Origin of the sequence: Micromonospora sp. CPCC 206060 (assembly GCF_036906895.1) — a bacterium.
In the GTDB taxonomy this organism is placed as follows: Bacteria; Actinomycetota; Actinomycetes; order Mycobacteriales; family Micromonosporaceae; genus Micromonospora.
Genome location: NZ_JBAKHU010000024.1, coordinates 49647 through 71501 on the forward strand (window position 1 = coordinate 49647; position 21855 = coordinate 71501).

Sequence of the window (21855 nt, forward strand, 5' to 3'; positions counted from 1 at the left end):
CGGCCCTCTGGCCGGCGGGCACCGCGCCGCCCACGGCCGCCGGATGGTCGCCACACTGGCCGTCACCCAGACCATCGGGTACGGCACCCTCTACTACGCCTACCCGGTCCTGCTGGCGGCGACCTCAGACCAGCACGACCTGCAGACGGCGCGGGCCGTGCACCCCCTCCACCCGGTCGAGTTCGAGGTCGCTGGTGGCGGAGGGACCTGAGATCCAGGTCAGCGGCGCCCGCGCGTCGAGACGGGCGAACGCCTCCGGTACCAGACCGACGATCTGGTCGGCGCGGACCACGCAGATGTGCCGGTCGGGTACGAGCGTCAGGGCGTGCCGTCGGCCCGGTGTGTCCTGCGGGCCTACGGGTTGTCGCGTAGACGGTTTCCGCTGTCGCGGGCTTCCTCACGGATGTGTCGGGCCGCCTGGGTGCTGTGGTCGCGTACCTCGGCCGCGCCCCGCGTCGCGGTGCTCTTGACCGCTTCGGTCGCCTGCTGCGCGGGCCCGCGTAGGTTGTCCTGTGCCTGGTGGGCGAGGTCCGCAGCCTGTTGCTTGACCGTGCCGGAGTGTGCCTGAGCCTGCCGTTTGAGGCGCTCGGCGACCTGCTGTTCGGTGTTGCTCGGCGGGATCAGGGATGAGGCGAGCAGCCCCACCCCGAAGGCGATCAGGCCGGCGGCGAGGGGACTGCCCTGCGTCTGCTCCCTCGACACTTCCGGTAGGGCTCGGGCGCGCTGCCCGGCCGACGACAGGGCGTCGGTGGTCTGGTGGGCCGCCCCTGCGGCATGCCGGCTGCTGGCTTCGCGGGCGTGCTGCGCCGTACCCATGACCTTGTCGACGGCGCGGGCGAGTCGCCCGCGGGCCCGGTTGACCGGTGCCGTCACCGCGCGTCGCGGGCTGGCCTTGTAGGTGAGGGCGTCGACGTTGGCGCTCAGGTCGGTTCTGGTGGCCTCGATCTCGGCGCGGATCTGGTCGGGATCGCTGGACATGCCGGTTCACCTCGTTCCGGTTTCTAGCGGCCCCGGAGGGCGTCGGGTATCTTCTGCGCTGTCTGCTTCGTTCGCGGCAGGGTGCGGATCGCGCTCAGTTGCCGTCGCGCCCGGGCAGCGAGGACGCCGCCGCCGATGCCCCACAGCACGGCGACGATCAGTGCCGCCCACCCCTGGTCCATGACGTTGGACAGGCCCCACCACAACGCCTGGGACAGGAACAGCAGGGTCAGCAGCCCGGCGATCGCAGCCGCAGCGACCATGGCCGCGACGGTGCCTGCGGTGCGGGCTTCCTGCCGAAGCTCGGCTTTGGCCAGTTGGACCTCTTGGCGCAGCAGGGTGGACAGGTCACGGCTGGCGTCGGCGAGGAGCTGGCCGATCGAGTGCTGTGCCTTGTCGTCGCCGTCGCCCCGGAGCGGTGGCGCGCTCATGGACCCACCTCGCTGCCGGTCGGTCCATGCCGCACGGGAGCCCTTCCGCTCGTGGGCGGCGGAACGTGCAGACCGTCGGGATGCTGCTCGGGCCGGCCGGACGCGTGGTCGCCCAAGCCGGTTGGGCCGCCCTGACCGGCGGAGAGGGCGCGGCCCAGCCGGCCGGCGAGCAGTCCGGCGATCGCGGCACCGGCGAGGAAGGTCCCGGGGTGGCGGCGGCCGTAGTCGCGGACCTCGTCGAGCAGCTCGCCGGGCTCGCGGTTCTCCAGCCAGCCCGCCGCCTGCTGGGCGACATCAGCACCCCGGCGTACCAGTTCGGCGGCGACACCCTCCTGGTCCCCGCCGTCGGCCATCGACCGCAACTGGGTGCCGAGGGTGCGCAGACCGTCGGCGGCACGCCTCTGCTGCTGTTCTGCCTGCAGCCGCGCCTGAGCGGAGGTCTCCTCGACGAGTTTGCGCGCCTGTCTGCGGGTCTCGGCGGTCACCTCCCTGCCCTGTGCCATGGCCTGGTGCGACACCTCGCCGCCAGCTCGCGCCGCATCGTGTCCGACGCCTGCGGCTGCGTCGCGGGCCTGACCTGCCTTCTCGCCCGGCCCGCCTGGTTGGTGTTGCGATCCGCTCGTCATCCGGTCTCCCCCCATCGGTCAGGTCCCTGAAGCGGGCACGGGCGTCTACCCCCGCCAACTGACTCCATGCCTCGCCGAACCCGTCTCAGTCGCGTTCCGGCGTAATCAGTCCAATCCACCCTGCCCGGACCGGCCAGCGGGCGAGACTGACAGTGAAGGGCACCGGAGTGAGCCGGTGCAGTCGGCCAGGAGGGAGACCACGGTGACGTCGGGATCGATGAGCCAACGGATCAAGGGCCTGCTCAACAGCCCCCGAGGGCGGGACGTGCTGCGGCGTGGCCGCCGCCAGGCGGCCAAACCCGGTACGCAGCAGAAGCTCCAACAGCTCATGGCCCGCTTGACCGGCTGGTCGAGCCGGCGCCGCTGAGCAACCGGCGGACGACCAGCAAAGGCAGCTATCGTGACCGACACCAGTCTGGGCGCCAACCGCCACCGGGGCAGCGACTACGCCGACCTGTCCCGGCAGGTCCGCGCAGCGGGTCTACTCGAACGGCGACGAGGCCACTACGCGGTGCGTATTGGCCTCGTCGCCGCTTCCTTCGCCGGGCTGTGGGCCCTGTTTGTCCGGTTGGGTGAATCGTGGTGCCAGCTGGCTGTCGCGGTGGCCCTCGCGGTGGTCTTCGCGCAGGCCGGGTTCATCGGCCACGACGCCGGGCACCGGCAGATAGCCCGCTCGCACCGGGCCAACGATCTGATCGGCATCGTGCTCGGCAACCTCCTGACCGGGTTCAGCTACGGCTGGTGGGTGGACAAGCACAACCGGCACCACGCCCACCCGAACACCGAGGGCAAGGACCCCGACATCACCGTGGCGCCCCTGTCCTTCACCACCGGCCAGGCCCGGCGGCAGCGCGGCCCCGGCGCACTGGTCGTGCGCTACCAGGCGTACCTGTTTTTCCCGTTGCTCCTGCTGGAGGGCCTGCACCTGCACGTCAACAGCGTCCGGGCCGTTTTCGGCCCCCGTCGCATGGCGCGTCGACCGGCCGAAGCCGGACTGCTGGGCCTGCACCTGGGCGGCTACCTCGCCGCTGTGTTACTGGTCCTGAGCCCGGCGCAGGCGGTTGCGTTCATCGTGGTCAACCAGGCCGTGTTGGGTCTCTATCTGGGCTGCTCCTTCGCCCCGAACCACAAGGGCATGCCGATCCTCGGTGCCGAGGACAACCTCGACTACCTGCGGCGGCAGGTCCTCACCTCCCGCAACGTCCGGGGCGGGGCGTTCCTCGACATCGTGCTCGGCGGCCTGAACTATCAGATCGAACATCATCTGTTCCCGAGCATGCCCTGCCCCAACCTGCGCCACGCCCGGCCGTTGGTCCGGCGGTTCTGCACCGAGCACGACATCGACTACCACGAAACCAGCCTGGGCCGCTCCTGGGCTGAGGCACTGCGCCACCTGCACCACATCGGATCCCACGAACGGCGGGCCGACGTCGCAGAGCGCTGACTTCGCGCACCGCGCCACACGTCGGGCACCTCCCGGCCATGCGGGCCGGTCAGGGCCGGCGGCGTGCCACCAGGACCGCGTCACGGATGGTGATCTCCCGGCCCTCGGGGTCGGTCACCGCGCGGGGCCGGGTCTCGGCCACCACCACCCGCCAGTCCGTGGGGTCGAGCGAGGCGGCGACCTCCTCGGCGGTGAACATCATGTCCGGGAAGTGCATCCGGTGCGCGCTGGTCCGCAGGTCGGCGGGGTGGTGCCCGACGATCAGCAGGGTGCCGCCCGCAGCTACGGCCGCGGCCAGCCGGGCGAACAGTTCCCGCCGTGCGTTCCCGGGAAGGTGCATGAACTGCGCGGACACCAGGTCGTAGCCGCCGGGAGCGGGGGGCTTCTCGCGCAGGTCGGCGTGGGTGAAGGTGATCCGGTCGGCGAGCCCGGCGTCGGCGGCGTGGGCGGCGGCCCGTTCCAGGGCGGTGGTGGAGATGTCGACCGCGTCGACCTGCCACCCCTGCCGGGCGAGCCAGGCCGCGTCCGCGCCCTCGCCGCAGCCGACGTCCAGGGCCCGGCCGGGGGTCAGGTCGTGTGCCTCGGTGACGAGTTGCGGGTTGGGCCGCCCGCTCCAGATCGACGACTTCGCCTGGTAGCGCTGCTCCCAGCCGGCCTCGTCGAACATGGTGTCGATCTGCTGCCGGTAGGCGTCGACGGCGTGCCGGGTGTCCTCCTCGACGAGGTCGGCGTTGATCGCCGCCCCTGCGGTCAGCCCGCCAGCGGCGGCCACGATCACCTGAGCGCGTACGTCGGCCACGTTGCCGGCCACCCACACCCCGGGTACGGCGGTGGCGCCGTTGGCGTCGGCGGGGACCTGGCTGCCAACCACGTGTCCACCGAACTCCACGTCGACCGGGGCCAACCCGAGCGAGGCGAGCATTCCGGCGCGGGCGGTGGCCCGGGACGCGACGACCAGGACGTCCAACTCGACGAGCTCTCCCGAGGCCAGCCGTGCCCCGCGCAGCGCGTCCCCGGTCACCTCCAGCCCGGCGACCTGGCCGTCCACGACGGTGATCCCCCGGGCGGCGAGCCGCTCCGCCTCGGTGACGTCCGGGGCGGTGGTGTCGTGCAGCAGGAGCAGCACGTGCGGGCTCCACTGCCGCCACAGGTGCACCTGGTGCAGCGCCAACGGGCCGGTGGCGAGTACGCCGATGCGCCGGTCCCGGGCCTCCCAGCCGTGGCAGTACGGGCAGTGCAGCACGTCCCGTCCCCACCGGTCGGCCAGGCCGGGCAGGTCGGGCAGTTCGTCGACCAGTCCGGTGGTCGCCAGCAGCCGCCGGGCCCGCACGCTGTGCCCGCGGTCGAGTCGGACCAGGAAGCCGTCGGCATCCCGGGTCGCGGTCTCGACGCGCCCGTCGACGATCTCACCGCCGTACCGGGTCACCTCCGCGCGTCCGTCGGCCAGCAGGTCGGCGGGCGGGGTGCCCTCCCGGCCCAGGTAGTTGTGCATGTGCCCGGCCGGGGCGTTGCGGGGCTCACCCGCGTCGACCACCAGGACCGACCGGCGGGCCCGGGCCAGGGCCAGCGCGCCGGCCAGTCCGGCCGCACCGCCACCGACCACCACCACGTCGTACGTCTCCACCGTGTGCTCCTCTGCGCTCGTGTCCTGGCCCACCGTGCGAGACGATCGCAGATTCGACAACTAATCTTGCCGACATGGCAAACAGTGAGGACGCGGCGCTGGCCTCGGTGGGGCCCCGGCTACGGGCGCTGCGCAAGCAGCGTGGCACCACCCTGGCCCAGCTCGCCGAGATCACCGGCATCTCGGTGAGCACCCTGTCCCGGCTGGAGTCGGGTGGCCGCCGGCCCACCCTGGAGCTGCTGCTGCCGCTGGCCCGCGCCTACCAGGTACCGCTGGACGAGCTGGTCGACGCCCCGCCCACCGGCGATCCCCGGGTCCATCCCCGGCCGATCGTCCGGGGCCGGGCCACGTTCCTGCCGCTGACCCGCCGGCCGGGCGGGGTCCAGGCGTTCAAGCAGATCCTCCCGCCGGATCCGCCCGGCGTTGAGCGGGAACCGCAGACCCACGAGGGGTACGAGTGGCTGTACGTCCTCTCCGGCCGGGTCCGTCTGCTGCTCGGTGACCACGACCTGGTCCTGCACCCGGGCGAGGTCGCCGAGTTCGACACCCGGGTGCCGCACTGCGTGACCAACCCGGGTCCCGATCCGGCGGAACTCCTCAACCTGTTCGGGCCGCAGGGTGAGCGGATCCACGTCCGGGCCCGTCCCCGACGCTGAGATCGACTGACCGGCGATGGGTGGCCGGGCAGGGTGAAGGAGAAGGGCACCGCCTTCGACCCCGGCAGCTTCTACTCGTACACCCTCGACCCGGCACCCGCGGTTGCGCGTCCTGGCGGGGCGCGGGTCACCAGCCCTGCCGCGAACGTCCGGACGCCGGCGCCGACATGCTCCACCGGATGCTCGGCGCCGTGACACGGGGCCGGTACGCGCCGCGACCCATCCGCACCGGGTCGGAAGCGGGCCCACGGGTGATGCGAGATACTCGAAGGCGGTTTTGGGCCGTCCGACACCGAGTCGCTGTGCGAGGAGCCTGTATGACAGCACCTTCGGAACGGCCGCGTCACGCTCTCCTGCCGGACCGTGAGCGTTCCCATGCGGTGCTCGTCGGCTCCAGCGCCGGCCTGCGCCATTGGATTTTCCTGCGGCAGGCAGAGGAGGTAGCCAGCCAATTGGCGAGCGCGCTCGCCTCCCCTGGTCCCGGTGGCGCGTTCCACTGGAGAAACACCACGCTGGTGTTGGGCCCGCAGCGCCCAGCCGACATCCTCGACGCCGTCCGGCACGCCGCCGAGGCGGCGTCGGACGTGCTGCTGTTCTACTACGCCGGGGGCGGCTACCAGCACGACGGGGAGTTCGCCTTCGGTGTGACGGACACCGATCGGCAGCACCTGGCCGACACCGGCGTCAGCCCGAGCACGGTTGCCGGGATCATGAGCACCAGCCAGGCGACCCGGCCCGTCGTCATCCTCGACTGTTACCCCGCGGTCGTGGCCCCGTTCACCAGCTTGACCCCCACCCCGACCGTGTTGACCGCCAGCACGTCGAGCTTCCAGCCCATGGGAGATCCCTTCAGCGAGACACTCGTGGCCGGGTTGACCAGGGGTGTTCAGGAGGGTCCGGAGGTGCTGGACCTGGTGACGCTCCAGAACGCGATCGAGGCCGCCTATACCCAGATCCGCTACGACGTGGAGAACGAGTACATCGGGGGACCGTCTCATGTGGTGTTGCACGGTAGCCACGAGCTGGCCCTGGGCATCAACCCGGCCTTCGGCCGCCCCAACGGCTTCGGCGCGCTGCCACCGAATGCGGCCTTCGTCGACGAGCGGGAGGCGTGGTGACACCGTGGGGGTTCAGTAGCAGGAGCGCGCCACCGCATTGATGCGGCAGGTTTCGGCGTACGCCCACCAGGGTGGGCACGTTGCCGTCGCCGGGGCCACCCCGAGGGGCGCGGTCGGCGCGTCGCCCGCACTGCGGTCCGACCCGGCACGCGGGCGGGTACGTCCGCGACGGGTCACTCGAAGCGGGACGGGTCGCCGGCGCCCCGGCGGACGATCTCCGGCTCGTCCTGCGAAAAATCGATGACGGTGGTGGGTTCGGTGCCGCACTCGCCGGAATCGATCACGGCGTCGATGACGTGGTCGAGCCGTTCCTTGATCTCCCAGCCCTGGGTGAGCGGCTCGGTTTCGTCCGGTAGCAGCAGGGTGCTGGACAGCAGTGGCTCGCCGAGTTCGGTCAGGATCGCCTGGGCGACGGTGTGGTCGGGGATGCGGACGCCGACGGTCTTCTTCTTCGGGTGCAGCAGGCGGCGGGGTACCTCCCGGGTGGCCGGCAGGATGAACGTGTAGCTGCCCGGGGTCGCCGCCTTGATCGCCCGGAACAGTGCGTTGTTGATCTGGACGAACTGGCCGAGCTGTGCGAAGTCCCGGCAAACCAGGGTGAAGTGGTGGTTGCTCCCCAGGTGCCGGATCTCCCGGATCCGGTCGAGGCCGTCCTTGTTGCCCAGGGCGCAGCCGAGGGCGAAGCACGAGTCGGTGGGGTAGGCGACCAGTCCGCCGGACCGGATCAGGTCGACCACCTGGCCGATCGTCCGGGTCTGCGGGTTGTCCGGGTGCACGTCGAAATACTTCGCCACGGTCCTGAGCCTAGGCGTGGGTGGTGCGGTGCCCTGATCCGGGCGGCGACAGGGCGGGTCTCGCTGGTCCTTGGCCTTGGGGGCTACTCCGGCATCATGGCTGGGGAAGCGCCGGGCGGACGGTGGCCGGCGGGATGACGTGTCGTCGTTGCGATGGATCGTCGATTGATTGACGGTGCGGTCGTGGTGCGCGTTAGCTGTCGCGGCGATCCGGTCTGCGGGTGGGCGCTCGCCGGGTTGCCGAATGGTGGATCGGGCAGGCAAAGCCTCGATCCGCATCATTGCGCCGATGTTTCCCAGCCTTCAATTGACTGTTTCGTTGATGCATCGGTCCTGCTTGGAGGGGTAAGAAAACGTGCCGCCCGGTCGCCGGGGTCCCGCCGGCCGGCCAGATCCCCCACGGGGTGTTACCCATCAGGACCACAGTTCGGGCGTGAGCTGGTCGCGCAGCAGCCGCGCGTCCGGTGCGGTGGCGGTGAACAGGGTCGCCGGTGATCCGTGCAGCGGCAGCCGGGCGGCGCTCCCGCCGGGGTGCACCGCCGTGGACCGGGACCCGCCGGTCGGCTCGACCAGCAGCAGCGACCCGGTGGCCCGCGCGCCGCCCAGCACCGCCGGTCCGTCCCAACCCGGCGCGTCCGGGCCGACCGCGAGGGACTGCCGCAGCAGCGGCCGACCGTCGTGGTCGACCGAGGTGTACACGGTGGCGTTGCCGGCCGGCTCGTCGTACCGGCCGCAGATCAGCTCGTCCCGCCAGCTCAGGGTCGCCCCGGCGGCCAGCTTCACCCGTGCCTCGGACAGGTGCGCGCAACCCCTGGCCGCGACCAGTTGCTCCGGCAGCCAGTGCAGGGCGCCACCGGCGCCCACCACCGCGTGCACCTGCATCCGGGAGACCGCGCCGGGCCGCCCCGGCAACGCGACCGAGGCGGCGACACCGCACACCCGCAGCGCCGCCCCCGGACCCACCTCGATCTCCAGCCGCAGATCGTCACCGGCGAGCGGGCCGGCCGCCCCACCGACGACGTACACCGTCAGCGCACCCGTACCCCCCGGGGTCTGCCGCAGCAGCAGCGGCGACTCACCCCGCAGCTCGGTCAGCCGGGTACCCCCGTGGCCATCGGCGCGGGCGACCACCCGGGCGAGCGCCCGCATCAACAGGCGCCGGCCGGCACGGCGCCGTCGTGGTGCGCCAGTTCGTGCCGGACCCATTCGGCGACCTGCGCCGCCAGCGGATCGGTCACGATGGACAGGAAGACCGTCGGCAGCTCACCCCGGCGGGCCCGCGCGTCGCGGTCCATCACCGTGAGATCCGCGCCGACCATCGGCGCCAGGTCCGTCTTGTTGATCACCAGCAGGTCGGCGGCGGTCACGCCCGGCCCGCCCTTGCGCGGTACCTTGTCCCCGCCGGCCACGTCCACCACGAAGATCTGCCGGTCGATCAGGCCCCGGCTGAACGTGGCGGTCAGGTTGTCGCCGCCGCTCTCCACCAGCACCAGGTCCAGCGGGCCGACCGACTCGGACAACTCGTCGATCGCGTCGAGGTTCGCGCCGATGTCGTCGCGGATGGCGGTGTGCGGGCAGCAGCCGGTCTCCACCGCCCGGATCCGGGCCGGGTCGAGCACCCCGGCCCGTTTGAGGAAGTCGGCGTCCTCGGTGGTGTAGATGTCGTTGGTGACCACCCCCAGCCGCAGTTCACCGGCGAACGCCCGGCAGAGCGCGGCGACCAGCGCGGTCTTGCCGGAGCCGACCGGCCCGCCGATGCCGATCCGCAGCGCCCGGCCTGCGGCGGGCAACGCGGTGTGCGGGTCCACCCCGGGCTCGGGATGGGCGTGCGGGACGCTCTCGTCGTGCGGCATTCCGGCAGGGACGACCAGCGGATGGGCGACGCCGGCAGTGGTGTCGGCAGCGGTTTCAGGACGCAAAGAGACGCACCTCCCAGGTGGCATGGACTTCGGAATGGATGTCGGCCAGTGGCGCCGAACCCGCGGGTAGCTGCTCCGGCGGGCCGGCCGCCGCGACGGCCGCCGCCGCAGCGGTACGGTCACAGATCGGTGCGAGCCGTATCAGTAGCGCCTGCACCTGGTACGGGTCCAGACCCAGCAGCCGCACGGCGGCGCTGGCCGGCCCGGTCACCGCGCCGTGCGTAGCGACCATCGCCACCTCGGCCGGGCCGATCCCGGCGGCCACGCCGACCAGCCCGAGCACCAGCGGCTGGTGCGGCCCGGCCGCGTTGCCCGGCAGGTCGGCGAAGCGGCCCTGCGGCCAGATCGCCCGACCGGCCCGCAGCAGCGCCCGGCCCTGCCGGCGGGAGACCGCCCGCAAGGCGGGTGCGGCGGTACGGGCGTCCAACTCCGCGTCGAGCCGGGCCAGCACGTCCCGCCGGTCGGCGGTGGGCCCGACCGTGCCGGCCCGGTGCGCCGCCGCCGTGAAGGCCGCCCCCACCAGACCGGCGGTGGCCAGCCGGCCCCGCAGGAACGCCTCCAGGTCGGCCAGTCCGGTGACCAGTCCGGCGGCCACCGCCGCCTCCAGGCCGCTGGAGTGCGCGTGCGCCCCGGCCGGGAACCGGCCGTCGGCGAGGAGCAGCAGGGTAGCGTCCATCGCGGTCAGAACAGGAAGTACCGCTGGGCCATCGGCAGCTCCGTCACCGGGTCGGGCTCGATCACCACGCCGTCGACGCGCACGGTGAAGGTGTCCGGGTCCACCTCGATGCGGGGCATCGCGTTGTTCTCCGGCAGGTCGGCCTTGCCCCGGGAGCGGACGTCCGCCACCGGCACCAGCCGGCGGCGCACGTCGAGCCGCAGACCCGCCTCCAGCGCGGCCGGTGCCACGAACGCCACGCTGGTGGCGGCCGGTGCCACACCGTACGCGCCGAACATCGGGCGGGGCAGCATCGGCTGCGGCGTCGGGATGGACGCGTTGGCGTCACCCATCTGCGCGTAGGCGATCATGCCGCCCTTGATCACCAGATGCGGGCGTACCCCGAAGAACGCCGGATCCCACAGCACCAGGTCGGCGAGCCGGCCCGGCGTCACCGAGCCCACCTCGCCCTCCAGTCCGTTGGCCATCGCCGCGCAGATGGTGTACTTCGCCACGTACCGGCGGGCCCGCCGGTTGTCCGCCGCACCGTCCCCGGGCAGGGCCCCCATCCGCGCCTTCATCACGTGCGCGGTCTGCCAGGTCCGCAGCACCACCTCACCGACCCGGCCCATCGCCTGCGCATCCGACCCGATGATCGAGATGGCGCCCAGGTCGTGCAGCAGATCCTCGGCGGCCATCGTCGACGGCCGGATCCGGCTCTCGGCGAACGCCAGGTCCTCCGGCACCGCCGGGTTGAGATGGTGGCAGACCATCAGCATGTCCAGGTGCTCGGCCAGCGTGTTGCGGGTGTACGGCCGGGTCGGGTTGGTCGACGACGGCAGCACGTTCGGTTCGGCGGCGACCGTGATGATGTCCGGTGCGTGCCCGCCGCCGGCTCCCTCGGTGTGGTACGAGTGGATCGCCCGCCCGTTGATCGCCCGCAGCGTGTCGGCCACGAACCCGGCCTCGTTGAGCGTGTCGGTATGGATCGACACCTGCACCCCGGAGGCGTCCGCCACCCGCAGACACGCGTCGATCACCGCCGGGGTGGTACCCCAGTCCTCGTGCAGCTTGAACCCGCCCGCACCGGCGCGCAGCTGCTCCCACAGCGCCTCCGTCGAGACCGTGTTGCCCTTGCCGAGCAGCAGCACGTTCACCGGCCAGGCGTCCATCGCCTCGTGCATCCGGGCCAGGTGCCAGGCGTTCGGGGTGACCGTGGTGGCCCGGGTCCCCTCGGCCGGACCGGTACCCCCTCCGACCAGGGTGGTGATCCCACCGACCAGCGCCTCCTGCACGATCTGCGGGCAGATGAAGTGCACATGGGTGTCGATGGCGCCCGCAGTGAGGATTCGCCCGTTGCCGGCGATCACCTCGGTCGCCGGGCCGATCACCAGATCCGGGTGCACCCCGGGCATCGTGTCCGGGTTGCCGGCACGCCCCAGCGCGACGATCCGGCCGTCGCGGATACCCACGTCGGCCTTCACCACACCCCAGTGGTCGAGCACCACCGCACCGGTGATGACCGTGTCCAGCGCGCCCTCGGCGCGGGTCGCCCGGGACTGGCCCATCGACTCGCGGATCACCTTGCCGCCGCCGAAGACCACCTCGTCACCACCGGCGCAGTGGTCGGCCTCCACCTCGATGAGCAGGTTCGTGTCGGCCAACCGGATCCGGTCGCCGGTGGTCGGGCCGTACAGACCGATGTACCGGTCGCGGTCCACCAGGCTCACTGTCCGTCCCTTTCTTCCGTGGTGGTACCGGCCGGTCCGCCGGTGTCCAGCGGCCCGGCGCACTCGCCGCGCAGGCCGGGTACGATCCGCGCGCCACCCAGCGGCACCAGGTCGACGCTGCGGCTGACGCCCGGTTCGAAACGCACCGACGTGCCGGCCGGTACGGCCAGCCGCTGCCCCCAGGCGGCGGCCCGGTCGAACAGCAGACCCGGGTTGGCCTCGGCGAAGTGGTAGTGCGAGCCGACCTGCACCGGCCGGTCGGCGGCGTTGACCACGACCAGGGTGGTCACCGGCAGACCGGCGTTGATCTCGACCGGCCCGGCCCCGGGCAGGACCTCGCCGGGGATCACGGGATCGGGTGGTGCACCGTCACCAGCTTGGTACCGTCCGGGAACGTCGCCTCCACCTGCACCTCCTTCAGCATCTCCGGGATCCCGTCCTGCACGTCGTCCCGACTGAGCACGGACCGTCCGGCGGACATGAGATCGACGACCGACCGGCCGTCCCGGGCGCCCTCCAGCAGGAAGGCGGTGATCACGGCGACGGCCTCGGGATAGTTGAGCCGCAGGCCACGCTCGCGGCGACGGCGGGCCAGATCGGCGGCGATATGGATGAGCAGACGGTCCTGCTCGTGCGGGGTGAGAAACACGGAAGCTCCGGCGGGATCGCGTGTGTCCCCGGCCCGGCGGCGCTGCCTGGCCGACATCCACCCGGGGCGTCATGCTGCCCGAGCGGACGGGAATCACACGGGTCCGCTGCCGCCCCGCCGACCGGCGTGCCCGGAGGTCCCACCACTCCCGGCCCGGCAGACGGACGCGCAGCGGTCTGGGTTGGGAACGGACCGCACCGTCAACCGCTGACCCGACCATAGGGGATCACCGGCGGCACACACAGTCCCGTCCCACCTGCTGGCCCGCCACGTTTGCGCACGCAGACCCGTGCCCTGGCCCGATCCGCGTCAGGCTCAGAGACCTTCACCGATGTGCCTTCCGCTGTGGTCGGGCACCCTCGTGCGCCCCGCACCTCCTGCCGGACGTGCCGTACGCCACGGCCGGCGGCATCCGCCCGTGTCGGCTACCCGTTTTCGCCCGGCCGGGCTGTGTACGGTCATCCACATGAATATCCGCTACCCCCGCAGCGGCTCGGTCAGGGCGATGGGCAATGTTGCTCTTGGTGCTGGGTTGTTGATCTCTCTGCTGATGGTGAGCCCGGATAATCCTTCAACGGGTGGCTACGTTCTTGCCGGCCTGCTCGTCATCACCGGGCTCGGTCTCCGGGTTGAGGCGGCGGTCCTCGCCCTTCGTGAGCACGGACGGGCCGAGTCAGGCGCAGCCTGAGAGGATCGTTTCCGGGCGCGCCCGTCGAGTCCTGCGGCACGCTGAGCAGGTGGCCCGATGTTGCGGCGGCGAGGCCGTGGCCGAGCCCCACTCCACCTAGGCTGTCGGCATGACGGTGGAGCACCGACTCATCGACCTCACCGAGCCCGACCAGAGCCCTGCCGACCCGGCTGAGCGCCGAGGCCGCCGTAGCCCGATCGGCCGACGAACTGACCCCTCAGAGACCGGTGGCACGGGTTCACTCATAGCGTCCGTTGGTGACCGGGTCAGGCGTGTCCGGCTGCGGGCGGACGGGATCCGCCCGCAGCGGCTGTCAACACGGCGCGGGCCTCGGCGTACCGCTTCCGTAGCCGCCCGGCCTGCTCGGCCGGCAACAGCGCCAGACGTGCCGGGTCGTTGTTGTGGCCGTTGTCGGCGAGTTTCACGAGCCTGCCGAGCGGGTCGGCGGCGGCCCGGCGAATCATGTCCAGGTACGGTTCGCCCGCCCGGCGGGTGACCGCGTCGACTGCCTGCACCACCTCGTCGGGGTAGCCGGCGGCACGGAGATCGTGCAGCGTCACGTCGGTGTCCTCCACGACGTCGTGCAGCAGCCCGGCCATGACCGCGTGGTCGCCGAATGCGGCGAGCGATGCCGCGACGGCCCGTGGATGGTCGATGTAGGGATGGCCGGCCTTGTCGACCTGGCCGTGGTGGGCGCGTTCGGCGAGGGCGTCGGCATCGGCGACTGTGGGGGTGTCCATTCGGTGGTCTCCGTTCCCTATCCCGGTCGTAGGTCACCCGACCAGCGTGCCGGCGGGGCCCGCCGTGCAGAGCCGCCGGTCGGTTGTCGATCATCTAACCTGCGGGCATGGTGGTTACGGACCAGGAGTTGGCCGTCGCGGCAGCGCAGGCAGGCGCCGCAGTGGTGCGGGAAATGTACGGTTCGTCGTCTCCCCGCGTCGAGAAGGCGGCTCAACTGTCGGCGAGGGGCAGGATGGTGCGGCTCCGGCCCGGGCGGGGGTAGGCCTCCGCTGCGGCGGCGAGCCGGGCGGCGTGGTCGCGCTGTTTCTGCCAGTGTCCGTACAGCGCGCCGCGCTGGGAGAGCCGGTCGACTTCGCTGATCGTCTCCGGGGCCACGTCACCGGGCGGTGCGTCCCGCCACGGTGTGCCCGGCAGCGGCATGAAGGTGTGGGCGTGGATGCGCGCGCCGAGGTCGGCGAGTTCGCGGGCCAGTCGTAGCGACGCCTCGACGTCGGACCGGTTCTCGCCCGGCATCCCGAAGATCATGTCCACGTTGATCCGGAAGCCCTCCTCGACGCCCAGGCGGACCGCGCGCTTGACCTCGTCGACGCCGTGTCCCCGCTTGGCGGCGTCGAGGATCCGGTCCGAGCCGGACTGGGCCCCGACGATGATGTTGGTGTTGGCGCAGTACCTGCGGACCAGTCGCAGTGCCGCGCGGGAGACGTGTTCGGGTCGGATCTCGCTGGGGAAGGAGCCGAAGAACACCCGTCCGTCCGGGCCGATGCCCTCCTTGCAGGAGGCGAGGAGTTCCTCGACGGCGGGCAGGTTCGGCTCGTCGTTCTGGCTGCCGTACGACAGGGCGGTGGGGGTGATGAACCGGACGTCGCGCAGCCCGCGCCGCCGCATGGCGTCGACGTGCCAGCGTACGTTGTCCACACTGCGGTGCCGGAACTTCGCGGAGAACATGAACGGTGTCTGGCAGAACCGGCAGGAGAACACGCAACCCCGGGTGATCTCCAGGGCGTTGAACCGGTCCCACCGCAAGGAGAAGCCCCGGAAGTCGTCCAGCGGACGTCGCTGCGGGCGTCCCGTTTTTACGACGGCCCCGGCGGCGTCGCGGTAGGCGAGGCCGGGGATGCCGGTCGGGTCGCCCACGGCGTCGACCAGGCGTAGCAGGGTGGTCTCGCCTTCGCCGACTGCGGCGATGTCCCACCCGGCGTCCAGGGTCTGCACCGGCTCGGCGGTCGCGTGCACCCCGCCGGCGATGTGCGACACGTTCGGCGCGTCGGCCAGGCGGCGAATCTCGGCCAGTTCCCGCGCCAGCGCCTCGGCGTCGGGAGAGTAGAACGACCACAGCACCAGTACCCGTCGTGCCGTACCCGACGCCGCGCGGATGTGCGTGGCGGTGGCCTCCGGGGTCTCACCGAAGCGCACCTCGTACCGGGTGCGGGTCTCGTGCGTGTCCAGCGCGCCGAGCAGGACGTGCAGGCCGTACGTCACCGCCTTCCGGTACCGCAGCACCAGCACCAGTTCGGGAGCGCTCATGGCGGCGATTGTGCCAGCCTGCCCGGTCGGAGGCGTGGCCGGTGGTGGTCGGATGAGGCGCCGCGGGGGTGGGCCGTACGAGCCCTGTGCCGGCGGCTCGGCGTCCTGGCGGCCGGCGCAAAAAGCTCCGTCGCTCGATTGATCCACCGAATGTCATCGATGGTCGGTCACGTCTTTGTCCCTGGTGGAGCTGCGCCGATCCGGTGCACCGCCAACGACCATCTTGCGCTCGGTGTGCTGCGCGCGCCGCCCCGGCGGGCGGTCATCCCGTCGTGGCGCGGCGGCAGCGGGCCAGTTCCGTGCGCAGGTCGCGTCGTAGTGCCCGGTCGAGGCCGGGTTGGGCGAGGGCGTGGGTGAAGTCGCGGGCGGCATCCTCCCACCGTCCCAGCCGCATCAGCGCCGTACCCCGGTTGTACCGGGGCACCGGTGCCGCCGACAGGGCCACCGCCCGGTCCAGGTCGGCCACGGCGGCGGCCACGTCGCCGCGTTCGAACCGGACGGCGGCACGGTTCGTCCATGCCTCGACCAGCTCAGGATCCCCGGCGAGAGCCCGGGTGAGCAGGTCCTCGGCCTCGGCGAGGCTGCCGCGCTCCGAGCGGATCAGCCCGAGGGTGCACAGCAGCGCGGGCTCCTGCGGGGCCAACGCCAACCCGGCCCGCGCGCCCGCCTCGGCGGCGTCGAACGCGCCGTGCTCCACGTGCAGGTTGACCAGGGCGATCTGGGCGTCGAGGTGCCCGGGATCGATGGCGAGCACCCGATCCAGGTCGTCACGCGCCCGCTCGGGCCGGCCCCGTTCCTGCTCCAGCATGGCCCGGTTGTAGTACGCCTCGGGCAGGTGCGGTCCCAGGCGGATCGCGGTGCCGTAGTCCCTGATCGCGGCCCGAGACCGGTCCGCCGCCCGGTGCAGCGCGGCCCGGTCCACGTAGTACTCGCAGTTGTCGGGGTCGTGTGCGATCACGGTGTCGAGGTCCGCCATGGCCTGCGCCGGATCGCCCATGGCCAGGTGCACCTGCGCCCGGTTGTGGCGTAGCCGGGCCAGGTCCTGCGGGCGCTCGCCGAGGGCGAGCACCGCTGTCAGCCGGGCCAGCCCGTCGTCGATCAGCCGCAGCGCGCGGGCGGGTTCGCCCGCCCGGCTGTCCAGCAACGCCAGACCCTGCTCGTAGAAGACGGTGGACAGCACCCGCTGCCGCTGGTCGTGCAGTCCGGCGGCGAGGTGGAGTGCCTGTTCCAGCCAGTGCCGGGCCTGCGCCGGGTCCTGGTCGGCTGCCGGCAGGTGCCGGGCGTACAGCATGGCGGTGGCGTACGCGGCCGACATGGTGATCTTCGGGTCGTCAGTGGCGGCGCGCGCCTCGTGGTAGAGGTCGAGCGCCTCGGTGGCGCGGTCCAGCGCCGCCAGGGCGGTGGCCAGGCCGGTGGTGAACGCCCACCAGTGTCGCAGGTCGCCGTCCGGGGTCACCGTGGCGCGCCCGCTTCGGGCGGTGCGGGCCGCGTGGTGATAGAAGCCTCGGGCCAGGCTGTCGCCCAGGGTCCTGCGGATCGCTTCCGGCGTGGGGTCGGCCGCTACCGTCCTGCGGGGACCGCCGTCGCGTCGATCGAGGCGTAACGGGGACGACCCGATCCGGCGGGCCAGTATGTCCAGCAACTCGCGGGTGGTCTCGTCAGCCTCGCCGACGTGGTCGAACCGCACCGTGACCGGCTGTCGAAGTCGGCCCGCCCAGGCCGCCACGAACTCCACTGCGCCGTAGGCCAGCCACGCGGTGCGCCGGGCGGGATGGAACCGGATCGGCTCCTCCTCGGCGGCTGGTCGGGCCGTGTGGTCGAGTCGGGGTGCGATGGCGTGCAGTTCAACCCTGTGGCGGGCCGCGAGGCGGGGACGGTCTGCGGCGATCCGGCCGAGGAAGGCCGCGACACCGGCGTACGGCCCGTGGTCGCGGTGACAGTCGTAGCCGACCGGTTCGTCGGTCACGGCCGGGCCGGTCGCCGCAGGGGCGGGCGCCCGGAAGCGCCCGCCGGGTCGGCAGCTACCAGCACCACTCGATCCAGAGCCGGCGGGCGCCGGACAGCAGGCGCAGCGTGCTGGTACGGCGGACAGTCATCTTCCTCATGGGCACCTCCATTGTGATCCACTTCCGGATGGCCAGAGCGTAATCTCGATCAATGAAAATATGAAGGGCTTACGTGATCAATCTGTCGCCTGGCCTGGCCCGATGTCCGTCCTCTTGCGAAAAGCTGCCCTCTGCGCATATTTCGTCGGCCCGGCACGTACCGGTTCGGCACCGTACCCACCACGACGCTCTACCACGACGGCACCACCTGCGGTCAGAGCCGGGTCTCCCGCAGGTCGCCACGTCGCAGATCCAGGTCGGCGATCTCCTCGCCAAGAACGGCCATGTCGCGGTCTACCGCCCACGGCACCCGGACGGGTGCGGTGATCAGCAGTGCCACGACCTACCTGAACAGCTCGGAGTACACCGCCCACCGCGTTCCGGGAATCTGAACGCACGGCCCACTGGGTCTCATCCTGGTCGGGCTCACGGGATGATGATCCTGATGCCGGGTGGGGTGGGGCCGTCCATCGCGGCCAGTGCGGCCGGGGCGTTGGCCAGGGAGAGCGTCTCGGTGATCAAATCACCGGGGCGTAGCCGGCCCGCCTGCACCAGGGCCATCAGTTCGGGATAGGCGTGGGCGGCCATGCCGTGACTGCCGATGACCTCCAGTTCGTGCGCCACAACCCGGTCCATCGGCACGGCCACCGTCGAGGGCAGCAGGCCGACCTGTACGTGCCGCCCCCGTCGGCGTAGTCCCTCGACCGATGCGGTGAGGGTCGTCTGGCTGCCCAGCGCGTCGATCGACAGGTGCGCTCCGCCGTCGGTCACGGCGGCCACATCCGGTGCCGTCGCCGAGGCGTCGAGGGTGACGGTGGCACCGAACCGGGCGGCCATGGCCAGCGCCTGCGGCTGTACGTCCACCGCGACCACCCGGGCGCCTGCGGCGGCGGCAATCATCACTGCGGACAGGCCGACGCCCCCGCATCCGTGCACGGCCACCCATTCCCCGGCACGGACCCGGCCCTGTGCCACCACCGCCCGGAACGCGGTGGCGAACCGGCACCCCAGTGCCGCAGCGGTGGGGAAGTTTACCTCATCGGGTAGGCGGACCAGATTGACCTCGGCGTGGTGCACCGCGACCAGGTCGGCGAACGAGCCCCAGTGGGTGAAGCCCGGCTGCTGCTGCCGGTGACACACCTGATGGTCGCCGGCGAGGCAGGCGGGACAGGTACCGCAGGCGCAGACGAACGGTACGGTCACCCGGTCGCCCACGGTACAACCGGTGACACCCGCACCGACCGCAGCGACCACCCCGGCGAACTCGTGGCCGGGTACCTGCGGCAACCGGATGTCCGCATCGTGCCCGCGCCAGCCGTGCCAGTCGCTGCGGCACACCCCGGTCGCTTTCACGGCGACCACCACTCCACCGGGCGGTGCCACCGGGTCGGAGACCTTCCGCACCTCGGGTACCACGCCGAACGCCTCGTAGACCACCGCACGCATGCCACCAGCATGCCCTCACTGCCTTTCCCCGGCGGAGAGGGGGCCGCCCCGCGACAGGCCTGCTTCGGCGGAGGGGGCGTGCCGGGCCAGGTATGGACGGCCGTCGGGTTCCTTGGGAAAGTGCTCAGTTGGTGAGCACTTTGGGCGGGAGGATGGTTCCTGTCACCGATCGAGGACCGAAGGAGCCACCCATGTTGCGAGGACTCACCACCGTCAGCTTCTTCGCCGACGACATGAGCGCCGCCCGGGCCTGGTACAGCGGGTTGCTCGGCGTCGAGCCGTACTTCGTGCGTCCGGTGCAGGGGGAGCCGGCGTACCTGGAGTTCCGCATCGGTGACCACCAGCACGAGTTGGGCATCATCGACCGTCGGTTCGCCCCGCACGCTCAGCCGGATCAGGCCGGCGGTGCGGTGGTCTACTGGCACGTGGACGACGTGCGGGCGGCCTTCGAGCGGTTGCTGTCGCTGGGTGCCACGGTGCACGAGGAGCCGGTCGAGCGGGGGCCGGGATTCGTCACGGCCTCGGTGGTCGACCCGTTCGGCAACGTCCTCGGTGTGATGTACAACCGGCACTACCTGGACGTCCTGGCCTCCCGGACGGGGGCGTGAGATGGACACCTTTCACGCACCGGTACCCGCCATCGGCGGCTGACACCGCTGCCCCGACCTCGGGTGGTGCGAACCACCTCTGCCAGTACCCGAGGGTCGGCGTCTTGTCGGGGTCTGCCATCCTCGTGGCGGTGACGACCGGCCATCCATCCAGCCTTCGCCACCGCCGCCCTGCCCGCAGCCGTACCCTCCGAGTCGTGCTCGCGCTCGGCGCGGTCGGGATCGTTGCCGCCATCGCCGTGGCTGTCGTGCCGCTGCTGCTGCCGCCGGGTCCGCGCCCGCTGTTCCAGCTTCCCGTTGCGTGCGGTGAGACCTGGCAGCTCGGCACGTATCCCGGCCACGACGACTACGACGTCGACCTGTTCCCGACCAAGGGCGAGGCGTGGGGGCGGCCGGTGCTCGCGTCCTACGCCGGCAAGGTCACCGAGGCGGGAATCAACGGGTCACTGGGCGGTCGCGCCCCCGATGACCCGGACGGACCGCGTGGCCGTGGCGGTGGCTACTGGGTGAAGATCGACCATGGTGGCAGGTGGGAGACGCAGTACCTGCACCTGCTCGAACCGCCGCTGGTGAGGGTCGGCCAGCGGGTCGCGCAGGGCCAACAGATCGGCCGGGTCGGCAGTACCGGCAACTCTGGCGCCCCGCACCTGCACTACGAGCAGCGCCGGGGCTGGGAGAAAGCCGAGACCTACTTCGACGGCGTACCCTCCGGCATCACCCACGACGACACCGAGTACACGGTCACGCGTAAGAGCAACAACTGCCCCGCTGGGTAGCGGTAGGCGTTATCGGGCGCCGGGACTTCCCCGTCGGTTGCCCGTCGGCCAGCAGTCGGGGTGGTCTGATACCTGTCAGGCATGAATATGCCTGGCAGGTATCACATGGCCGGGGCCGTTGGCTGCCGGGCCGTGGTGTCCGGGTTCGGACGGGAGTCGGCTGTCCGCGCGTCGGTGTCAGGCATCCGTCGTCGTGGTCGGCGGTCCGTCGTCGGGTGGCTGGGGTGGCGAGATCCAGGTGACCAGCACGACCGAGATGATCATGAGGAGGAACCACGACGCGAGCTTCGACGGTGACACGGTGTGCCAACCGTCCAGTTGGCTGGGGTAGAGCCAGGCGTGCGACCAGGTGGCGATGTTCTCCGCGAGCCAGATGAAGAAGGCGACGAGGAGGAAGGCCAGCAGGAGTGGCATGCGCCACCGGAACCGGAAGACCCGGAAGTGCATCACACAGCGGCCGAACACGACCGCTACCGCGGCGACGAGCAGCCATCGGATGTCGGTCACGTAGTGGTTGGTGAAGAAGTTGGCATAGATCGCGGCGGCCAGGACCGCCGTCACCCAGCGTCTCGGGTAGCGCGCGAACCGCAGGTCGAACAGTCGGTGGACCCGGACCAGGTAGGAGCCGACCGCGGCGTACATGAAGCCGCTGAACAGCGGCACCGCACCGACCCGCAGAAGGCCGTCGGGCGGATAGGACCACGAGCCGATATGGGTCTTGAACAACTCCATGACCGTGCCGACGAGATGGAACAGGACCACGACCCGCAGTTCGCGCAGGGTTTCCAGGCGTCCGGCCACCATGGCGAACTGGATGGCGACGGCGGCGAGCGTCAGGAAGTCGTTTTGGGCGAGCGTCGCCTCGGTCGGGTACCACAGACGCGCCGCGACGATGACCGCCAGCATCGCCCCGCCGAACACGCACGCCCAGGCCTGCTTGAGCCCGAAGACCAGGAACTCGGTCAGCCACGCGGCCGGTCCGCGCCGGGGCAGCCGGGCCAGGATCGCGCGGATGCGGGCCTCGATCGACCGCTCGGCCGTGGTCAGGGCGCCCGGTTCGGCAGGAGTAACCATCGCCGTGGACGCTATCGCGCCGGCGCTGGTCAGGTCGGCACCGGCCGGGACCTCACCGCCACCACACCGGCCAGCGGTGGTGCGGGTGACATCACCAGCTGCGTACCGGCGGTGGCTGGCTGTATCCGACTGGGGCACCGACATCGCCATCGGCCGCGCTGAGCTACCTCAATCCTGCCGACGGGTCGCTGTCGTGTCGGTCACTACTGTTAGCCTGCCCTGCATCGTCGATCATGGCCGATTCCTTGTGAAATCTGGCTGTTTGCCAC

Annotated in this window: 24 protein-coding genes and 1 pseudogene; 7 read left to right on the forward strand and 18 right to left on the reverse strand. The window is 71.6% G+C overall.

Annotated elements, in window-relative coordinates:
* Window positions 1-124 precede the first annotated feature (124 nt).
* The 4 genes from V6U90_RS16950 to V6U90_RS16965 all read right to left on the reverse strand — a co-directional run bounded on the left by V6U90_RS16950 (window position 125) and on the right by V6U90_RS16965 (window position 1912).
* Window positions 125-292 carry an LUD domain-containing protein gene (locus tag V6U90_RS16950; protein WP_334437026.1) on the reverse strand — a complete coding sequence of 56 codons (168 nt, stop codon included), beginning with the start codon at window positions 290-292 and terminating at the stop codon, window positions 125-127.
* A gap of 62 nt (window positions 293-354) precedes the next feature.
* Window positions 355-978, reverse strand: coding sequence for a DUF3618 domain-containing protein (locus V6U90_RS16955; protein WP_334437028.1), 624 nt, complete (start codon window positions 976-978; stop codon window positions 355-357).
* A gap of 23 nt (window positions 979-1001) precedes the next feature.
* Window positions 1002-1409, reverse strand: a complete 408-nt coding sequence (locus V6U90_RS16960) for a phage holin family protein (RefSeq protein ID WP_334437030.1) — start codon at window positions 1407-1409, stop codon at window positions 1002-1004.
* Window positions 1406-1912 (reverse strand): hypothetical protein, encoded by a 507-nt coding sequence (locus V6U90_RS16965; protein ID WP_334437033.1) that lies wholly within the window; start codon window positions 1910-1912, stop codon window positions 1406-1408. The genes V6U90_RS16960 and V6U90_RS16965 overlap by 4 nt, the downstream gene beginning before the upstream one ends.
* Before the next feature lie 325 nt (window positions 1913-2237).
* Between V6U90_RS16965 and V6U90_RS16970 the strand changes: the two genes are divergently transcribed.
* Window positions 2238-2402, forward strand: a complete 165-nt coding sequence (locus tag V6U90_RS16970; RefSeq protein WP_334437036.1) for a hypothetical protein — start codon at window positions 2238-2240, stop codon at window positions 2400-2402.
* Window positions 2403-2432: 30 nt separating this feature from the next.
* A complete protein-coding gene (locus V6U90_RS16975; protein WP_442933603.1) occupies window positions 2433-3479 on the forward strand; it encodes a fatty acid desaturase family protein in 1047 nt (348 codons plus the stop codon).
* A 49-nt stretch (window positions 3480-3528) separates the two neighbouring features.
* On the opposite strand, the gene V6U90_RS16980 is transcribed toward V6U90_RS16975, so the two are convergent.
* Window positions 3529-5103 carry a bifunctional NAD(P)/FAD-dependent oxidoreductase/class I SAM-dependent methyltransferase gene (locus V6U90_RS16980; protein ID WP_334437040.1) on the reverse strand — a complete coding sequence of 525 codons (1575 nt, stop codon included), beginning with the start codon at window positions 5101-5103 and terminating at the stop codon, window positions 3529-3531.
* A 74-nt stretch (window positions 5104-5177) separates the two neighbouring features.
* On the opposite strand from V6U90_RS16980, the gene V6U90_RS16985 reads away from it, so the two are divergent.
* Window positions 5178-5759: a helix-turn-helix domain-containing protein gene (locus tag V6U90_RS16985; RefSeq protein WP_334437043.1), complete on the forward strand. Its 582-nt coding sequence runs from the start codon at window positions 5178-5180 to the stop codon at window positions 5757-5759.
* A 317-nt stretch (window positions 5760-6076) separates the two neighbouring features.
* On the forward strand, window positions 6077-6877 hold the full coding sequence (locus V6U90_RS16990; RefSeq protein ID WP_334437046.1) for a hypothetical protein: 801 nt from the start codon (window positions 6077-6079) through the stop codon (window positions 6875-6877).
* 173 nt (window positions 6878-7050) lie between these two features.
* Here the strand turns inward: V6U90_RS16990 and V6U90_RS16995 are convergent, their stop codons facing one another.
* The 7 genes from V6U90_RS16995 to V6U90_RS17025 form a co-directional block, all read right to left on the reverse strand.
* The gene (locus tag V6U90_RS16995; RefSeq protein WP_334437049.1) at window positions 7051-7671 is read right to left on the reverse strand and encodes an L-threonylcarbamoyladenylate synthase; all 621 of its coding nucleotides are present in this window, start codon (window positions 7669-7671) and stop codon (window positions 7051-7053) included.
* Between the two features lie 414 nt (window positions 7672-8085).
* Window positions 8086-8820, reverse strand: coding sequence for an urease accessory protein UreD (locus tag V6U90_RS17000; protein ID WP_334437052.1), 735 nt, complete (start codon window positions 8818-8820; stop codon window positions 8086-8088).
* Window positions 8820-9524 (reverse strand): urease accessory protein UreG, encoded by a 705-nt coding sequence (gene ureG / locus V6U90_RS17005; protein ID WP_334437125.1) that lies wholly within the window; start codon window positions 9522-9524, stop codon window positions 8820-8822. Before ureG ends, V6U90_RS17000 begins: the two co-directional genes overlap by 1 nt.
* A 55-nt stretch (window positions 9525-9579) precedes the next feature.
* Window positions 9580-10266: an urease accessory protein UreF gene (locus V6U90_RS17010; RefSeq protein WP_334437055.1), complete on the reverse strand. Its 687-nt coding sequence runs from the start codon at window positions 10264-10266 to the stop codon at window positions 9580-9582.
* 5 nt (window positions 10267-10271) lie between these two features.
* A complete protein-coding gene (locus V6U90_RS17015) occupies window positions 10272-11975 on the reverse strand; it encodes an urease subunit alpha (protein ID WP_334437058.1) in 1704 nt (567 codons plus the stop codon).
* Entirely contained in the window at window positions 11972-12325 is a 354-nt protein-coding gene (locus V6U90_RS17020) for an urease subunit beta (RefSeq protein ID WP_334437061.1), read from the reverse strand. The genes V6U90_RS17015 and V6U90_RS17020 overlap by 4 nt, the downstream gene beginning before the upstream one ends.
* Entirely contained in the window at window positions 12322-12624 is a 303-nt protein-coding gene (locus V6U90_RS17025) for an urease subunit gamma (RefSeq protein WP_334437064.1), read from the reverse strand. Before V6U90_RS17025 ends, V6U90_RS17020 begins: the two co-directional genes overlap by 4 nt.
* Before the next feature lie 466 nt (window positions 12625-13090).
* Here V6U90_RS17025 and V6U90_RS17030 point away from each other — a divergent pair, with 466 nt between their 5' ends.
* Complete coding sequence (locus tag V6U90_RS17030; protein ID WP_334437066.1) at window positions 13091-13312, forward strand: hypothetical protein; 222 nt, start codon at window positions 13091-13093, stop codon at window positions 13310-13312.
* A gap of 266 nt (window positions 13313-13578) precedes the next feature.
* Here the strand turns inward: V6U90_RS17030 and V6U90_RS17035 are convergent, their stop codons facing one another.
* From V6U90_RS17035 to V6U90_RS17055, 5 genes are all read right to left on the reverse strand, one after another.
* Window positions 13579-14052, reverse strand: a complete 474-nt coding sequence (locus V6U90_RS17035) for an HD domain-containing protein (RefSeq protein WP_334437068.1) — start codon at window positions 14050-14052, stop codon at window positions 13579-13581.
* Between the two features lie 211 nt (window positions 14053-14263).
* The gene (locus V6U90_RS17040) at window positions 14264-15577 is read right to left on the reverse strand and encodes a TIGR04013 family B12-binding domain/radical SAM domain-containing protein (protein ID WP_334437070.1); all 1314 of its coding nucleotides are present in this window, start codon (window positions 15575-15577) and stop codon (window positions 14264-14266) included.
* 262 nt (window positions 15578-15839) lie between these two features.
* Complete coding sequence (locus V6U90_RS17045) at window positions 15840-17543, reverse strand: tetratricopeptide repeat protein (protein ID WP_334437073.1); 1704 nt, start codon at window positions 17541-17543, stop codon at window positions 15840-15842.
* Window positions 17544-17896: 353 nt separating this feature from the next.
* On the reverse strand, window positions 17897-18022 hold the full coding sequence (locus tag V6U90_RS17050; protein ID WP_334437076.1) for a hypothetical protein: 126 nt from the start codon (window positions 18020-18022) through the stop codon (window positions 17897-17899).
* A gap of 86 nt (window positions 18023-18108) precedes the next feature.
* Window positions 18109-19128: a zinc-binding dehydrogenase gene (locus V6U90_RS17055; protein ID WP_334437079.1), complete on the reverse strand. Its 1020-nt coding sequence runs from the start codon at window positions 19126-19128 to the stop codon at window positions 18109-18111.
* Window positions 19129-19319: 191 nt separating this feature from the next.
* On the opposite strand from V6U90_RS17055, the gene V6U90_RS17060 reads away from it, so the two are divergent.
* Together V6U90_RS17060 and V6U90_RS17065 are read left to right on the forward strand one after the other, a co-directional pair.
* Complete coding sequence (locus tag V6U90_RS17060; protein ID WP_334437082.1) at window positions 19320-19736, forward strand: VOC family protein; 417 nt, start codon at window positions 19320-19322, stop codon at window positions 19734-19736.
* Window positions 19737-19867: 131 nt separating this feature from the next.
* Window positions 19868-20512 (forward strand): M23 family metallopeptidase, encoded by a 645-nt coding sequence (locus V6U90_RS17065; protein ID WP_334437085.1) that lies wholly within the window; start codon window positions 19868-19870, stop codon window positions 20510-20512.
* A 192-nt stretch (window positions 20513-20704) separates the two neighbouring features.
* On the opposite strand, the pseudogene V6U90_RS17070 reads toward V6U90_RS17065, so the two are convergent.
* Window positions 20705-21586, reverse strand: a pseudogene (locus V6U90_RS17070) (DUF817 domain-containing protein); the annotation flags it as partial.
* Window positions 21587-21855 lie beyond the last annotated feature (269 nt).

Bases quoted from the DNA above. Each gene is read 5' to 3' on its own strand.
- V6U90_RS16955 (WP_334437028.1), bottom strand. From the start codon at position 978: ATGTCCAGCGATCCCGACCAGATCCGCGCCGAGATCGAGGCCACCAGA.
- V6U90_RS16960 (WP_334437030.1), bottom strand. From the start codon at position 1,409: ATGAGCGCGCCACCGCTCCGGGGCGACGGCGACGACAAGGCACAGCAC.
- V6U90_RS16965 (WP_334437033.1), bottom strand. From the start codon at position 1,912: ATGGCACAGGGCAGGGAGGTGACCGCCGAGACCCGCAGACAGGCGCGC.
- V6U90_RS16985 (WP_334437043.1), top strand. From the start codon at position 5,178: ATGGCAAACAGTGAGGACGCGGCGCTGGCCTCGGTGGGGCCCCGGCTA.
- V6U90_RS16990 (WP_334437046.1), top strand. From the start codon at position 6,077: ATGACAGCACCTTCGGAACGGCCGCGTCACGCTCTCCTGCCGGACCGT.
- V6U90_RS17000 (WP_334437052.1), bottom strand. From the start codon at position 8,820: ATGCGGGCGCTCGCCCGGGTGGTCGCCCGCGCCGATGGCCACGGGGGT.
- ureG (WP_334437125.1), bottom strand. From the start codon at position 9,524: ATGCCGCACGACGAGAGCGTCCCGCACGCCCATCCCGAGCCCGGGGTG.
- V6U90_RS17010 (WP_334437055.1), bottom strand. From the start codon at position 10,266: ATGGACGCTACCCTGCTGCTCCTCGCCGACGGCCGGTTCCCGGCCGGG.
- V6U90_RS17030 (WP_334437066.1), top strand. From the start codon at position 13,091: ATGAATATCCGCTACCCCCGCAGCGGCTCGGTCAGGGCGATGGGCAAT.
- V6U90_RS17035 (WP_334437068.1), bottom strand. From the start codon at position 14,052: ATGGACACCCCCACAGTCGCCGATGCCGACGCCCTCGCCGAACGCGCC.
- V6U90_RS17040 (WP_334437070.1), bottom strand. From the start codon at position 15,577: ATGAGCGCTCCCGAACTGGTGCTGGTGCTGCGGTACCGGAAGGCGGTG.
- V6U90_RS17055 (WP_334437079.1), bottom strand. From the start codon at position 19,128: ATGCGTGCGGTGGTCTACGAGGCGTTCGGCGTGGTACCCGAGGTGCGG.
- V6U90_RS17060 (WP_334437082.1), top strand. From the start codon at position 19,320: ATGTTGCGAGGACTCACCACCGTCAGCTTCTTCGCCGACGACATGAGC.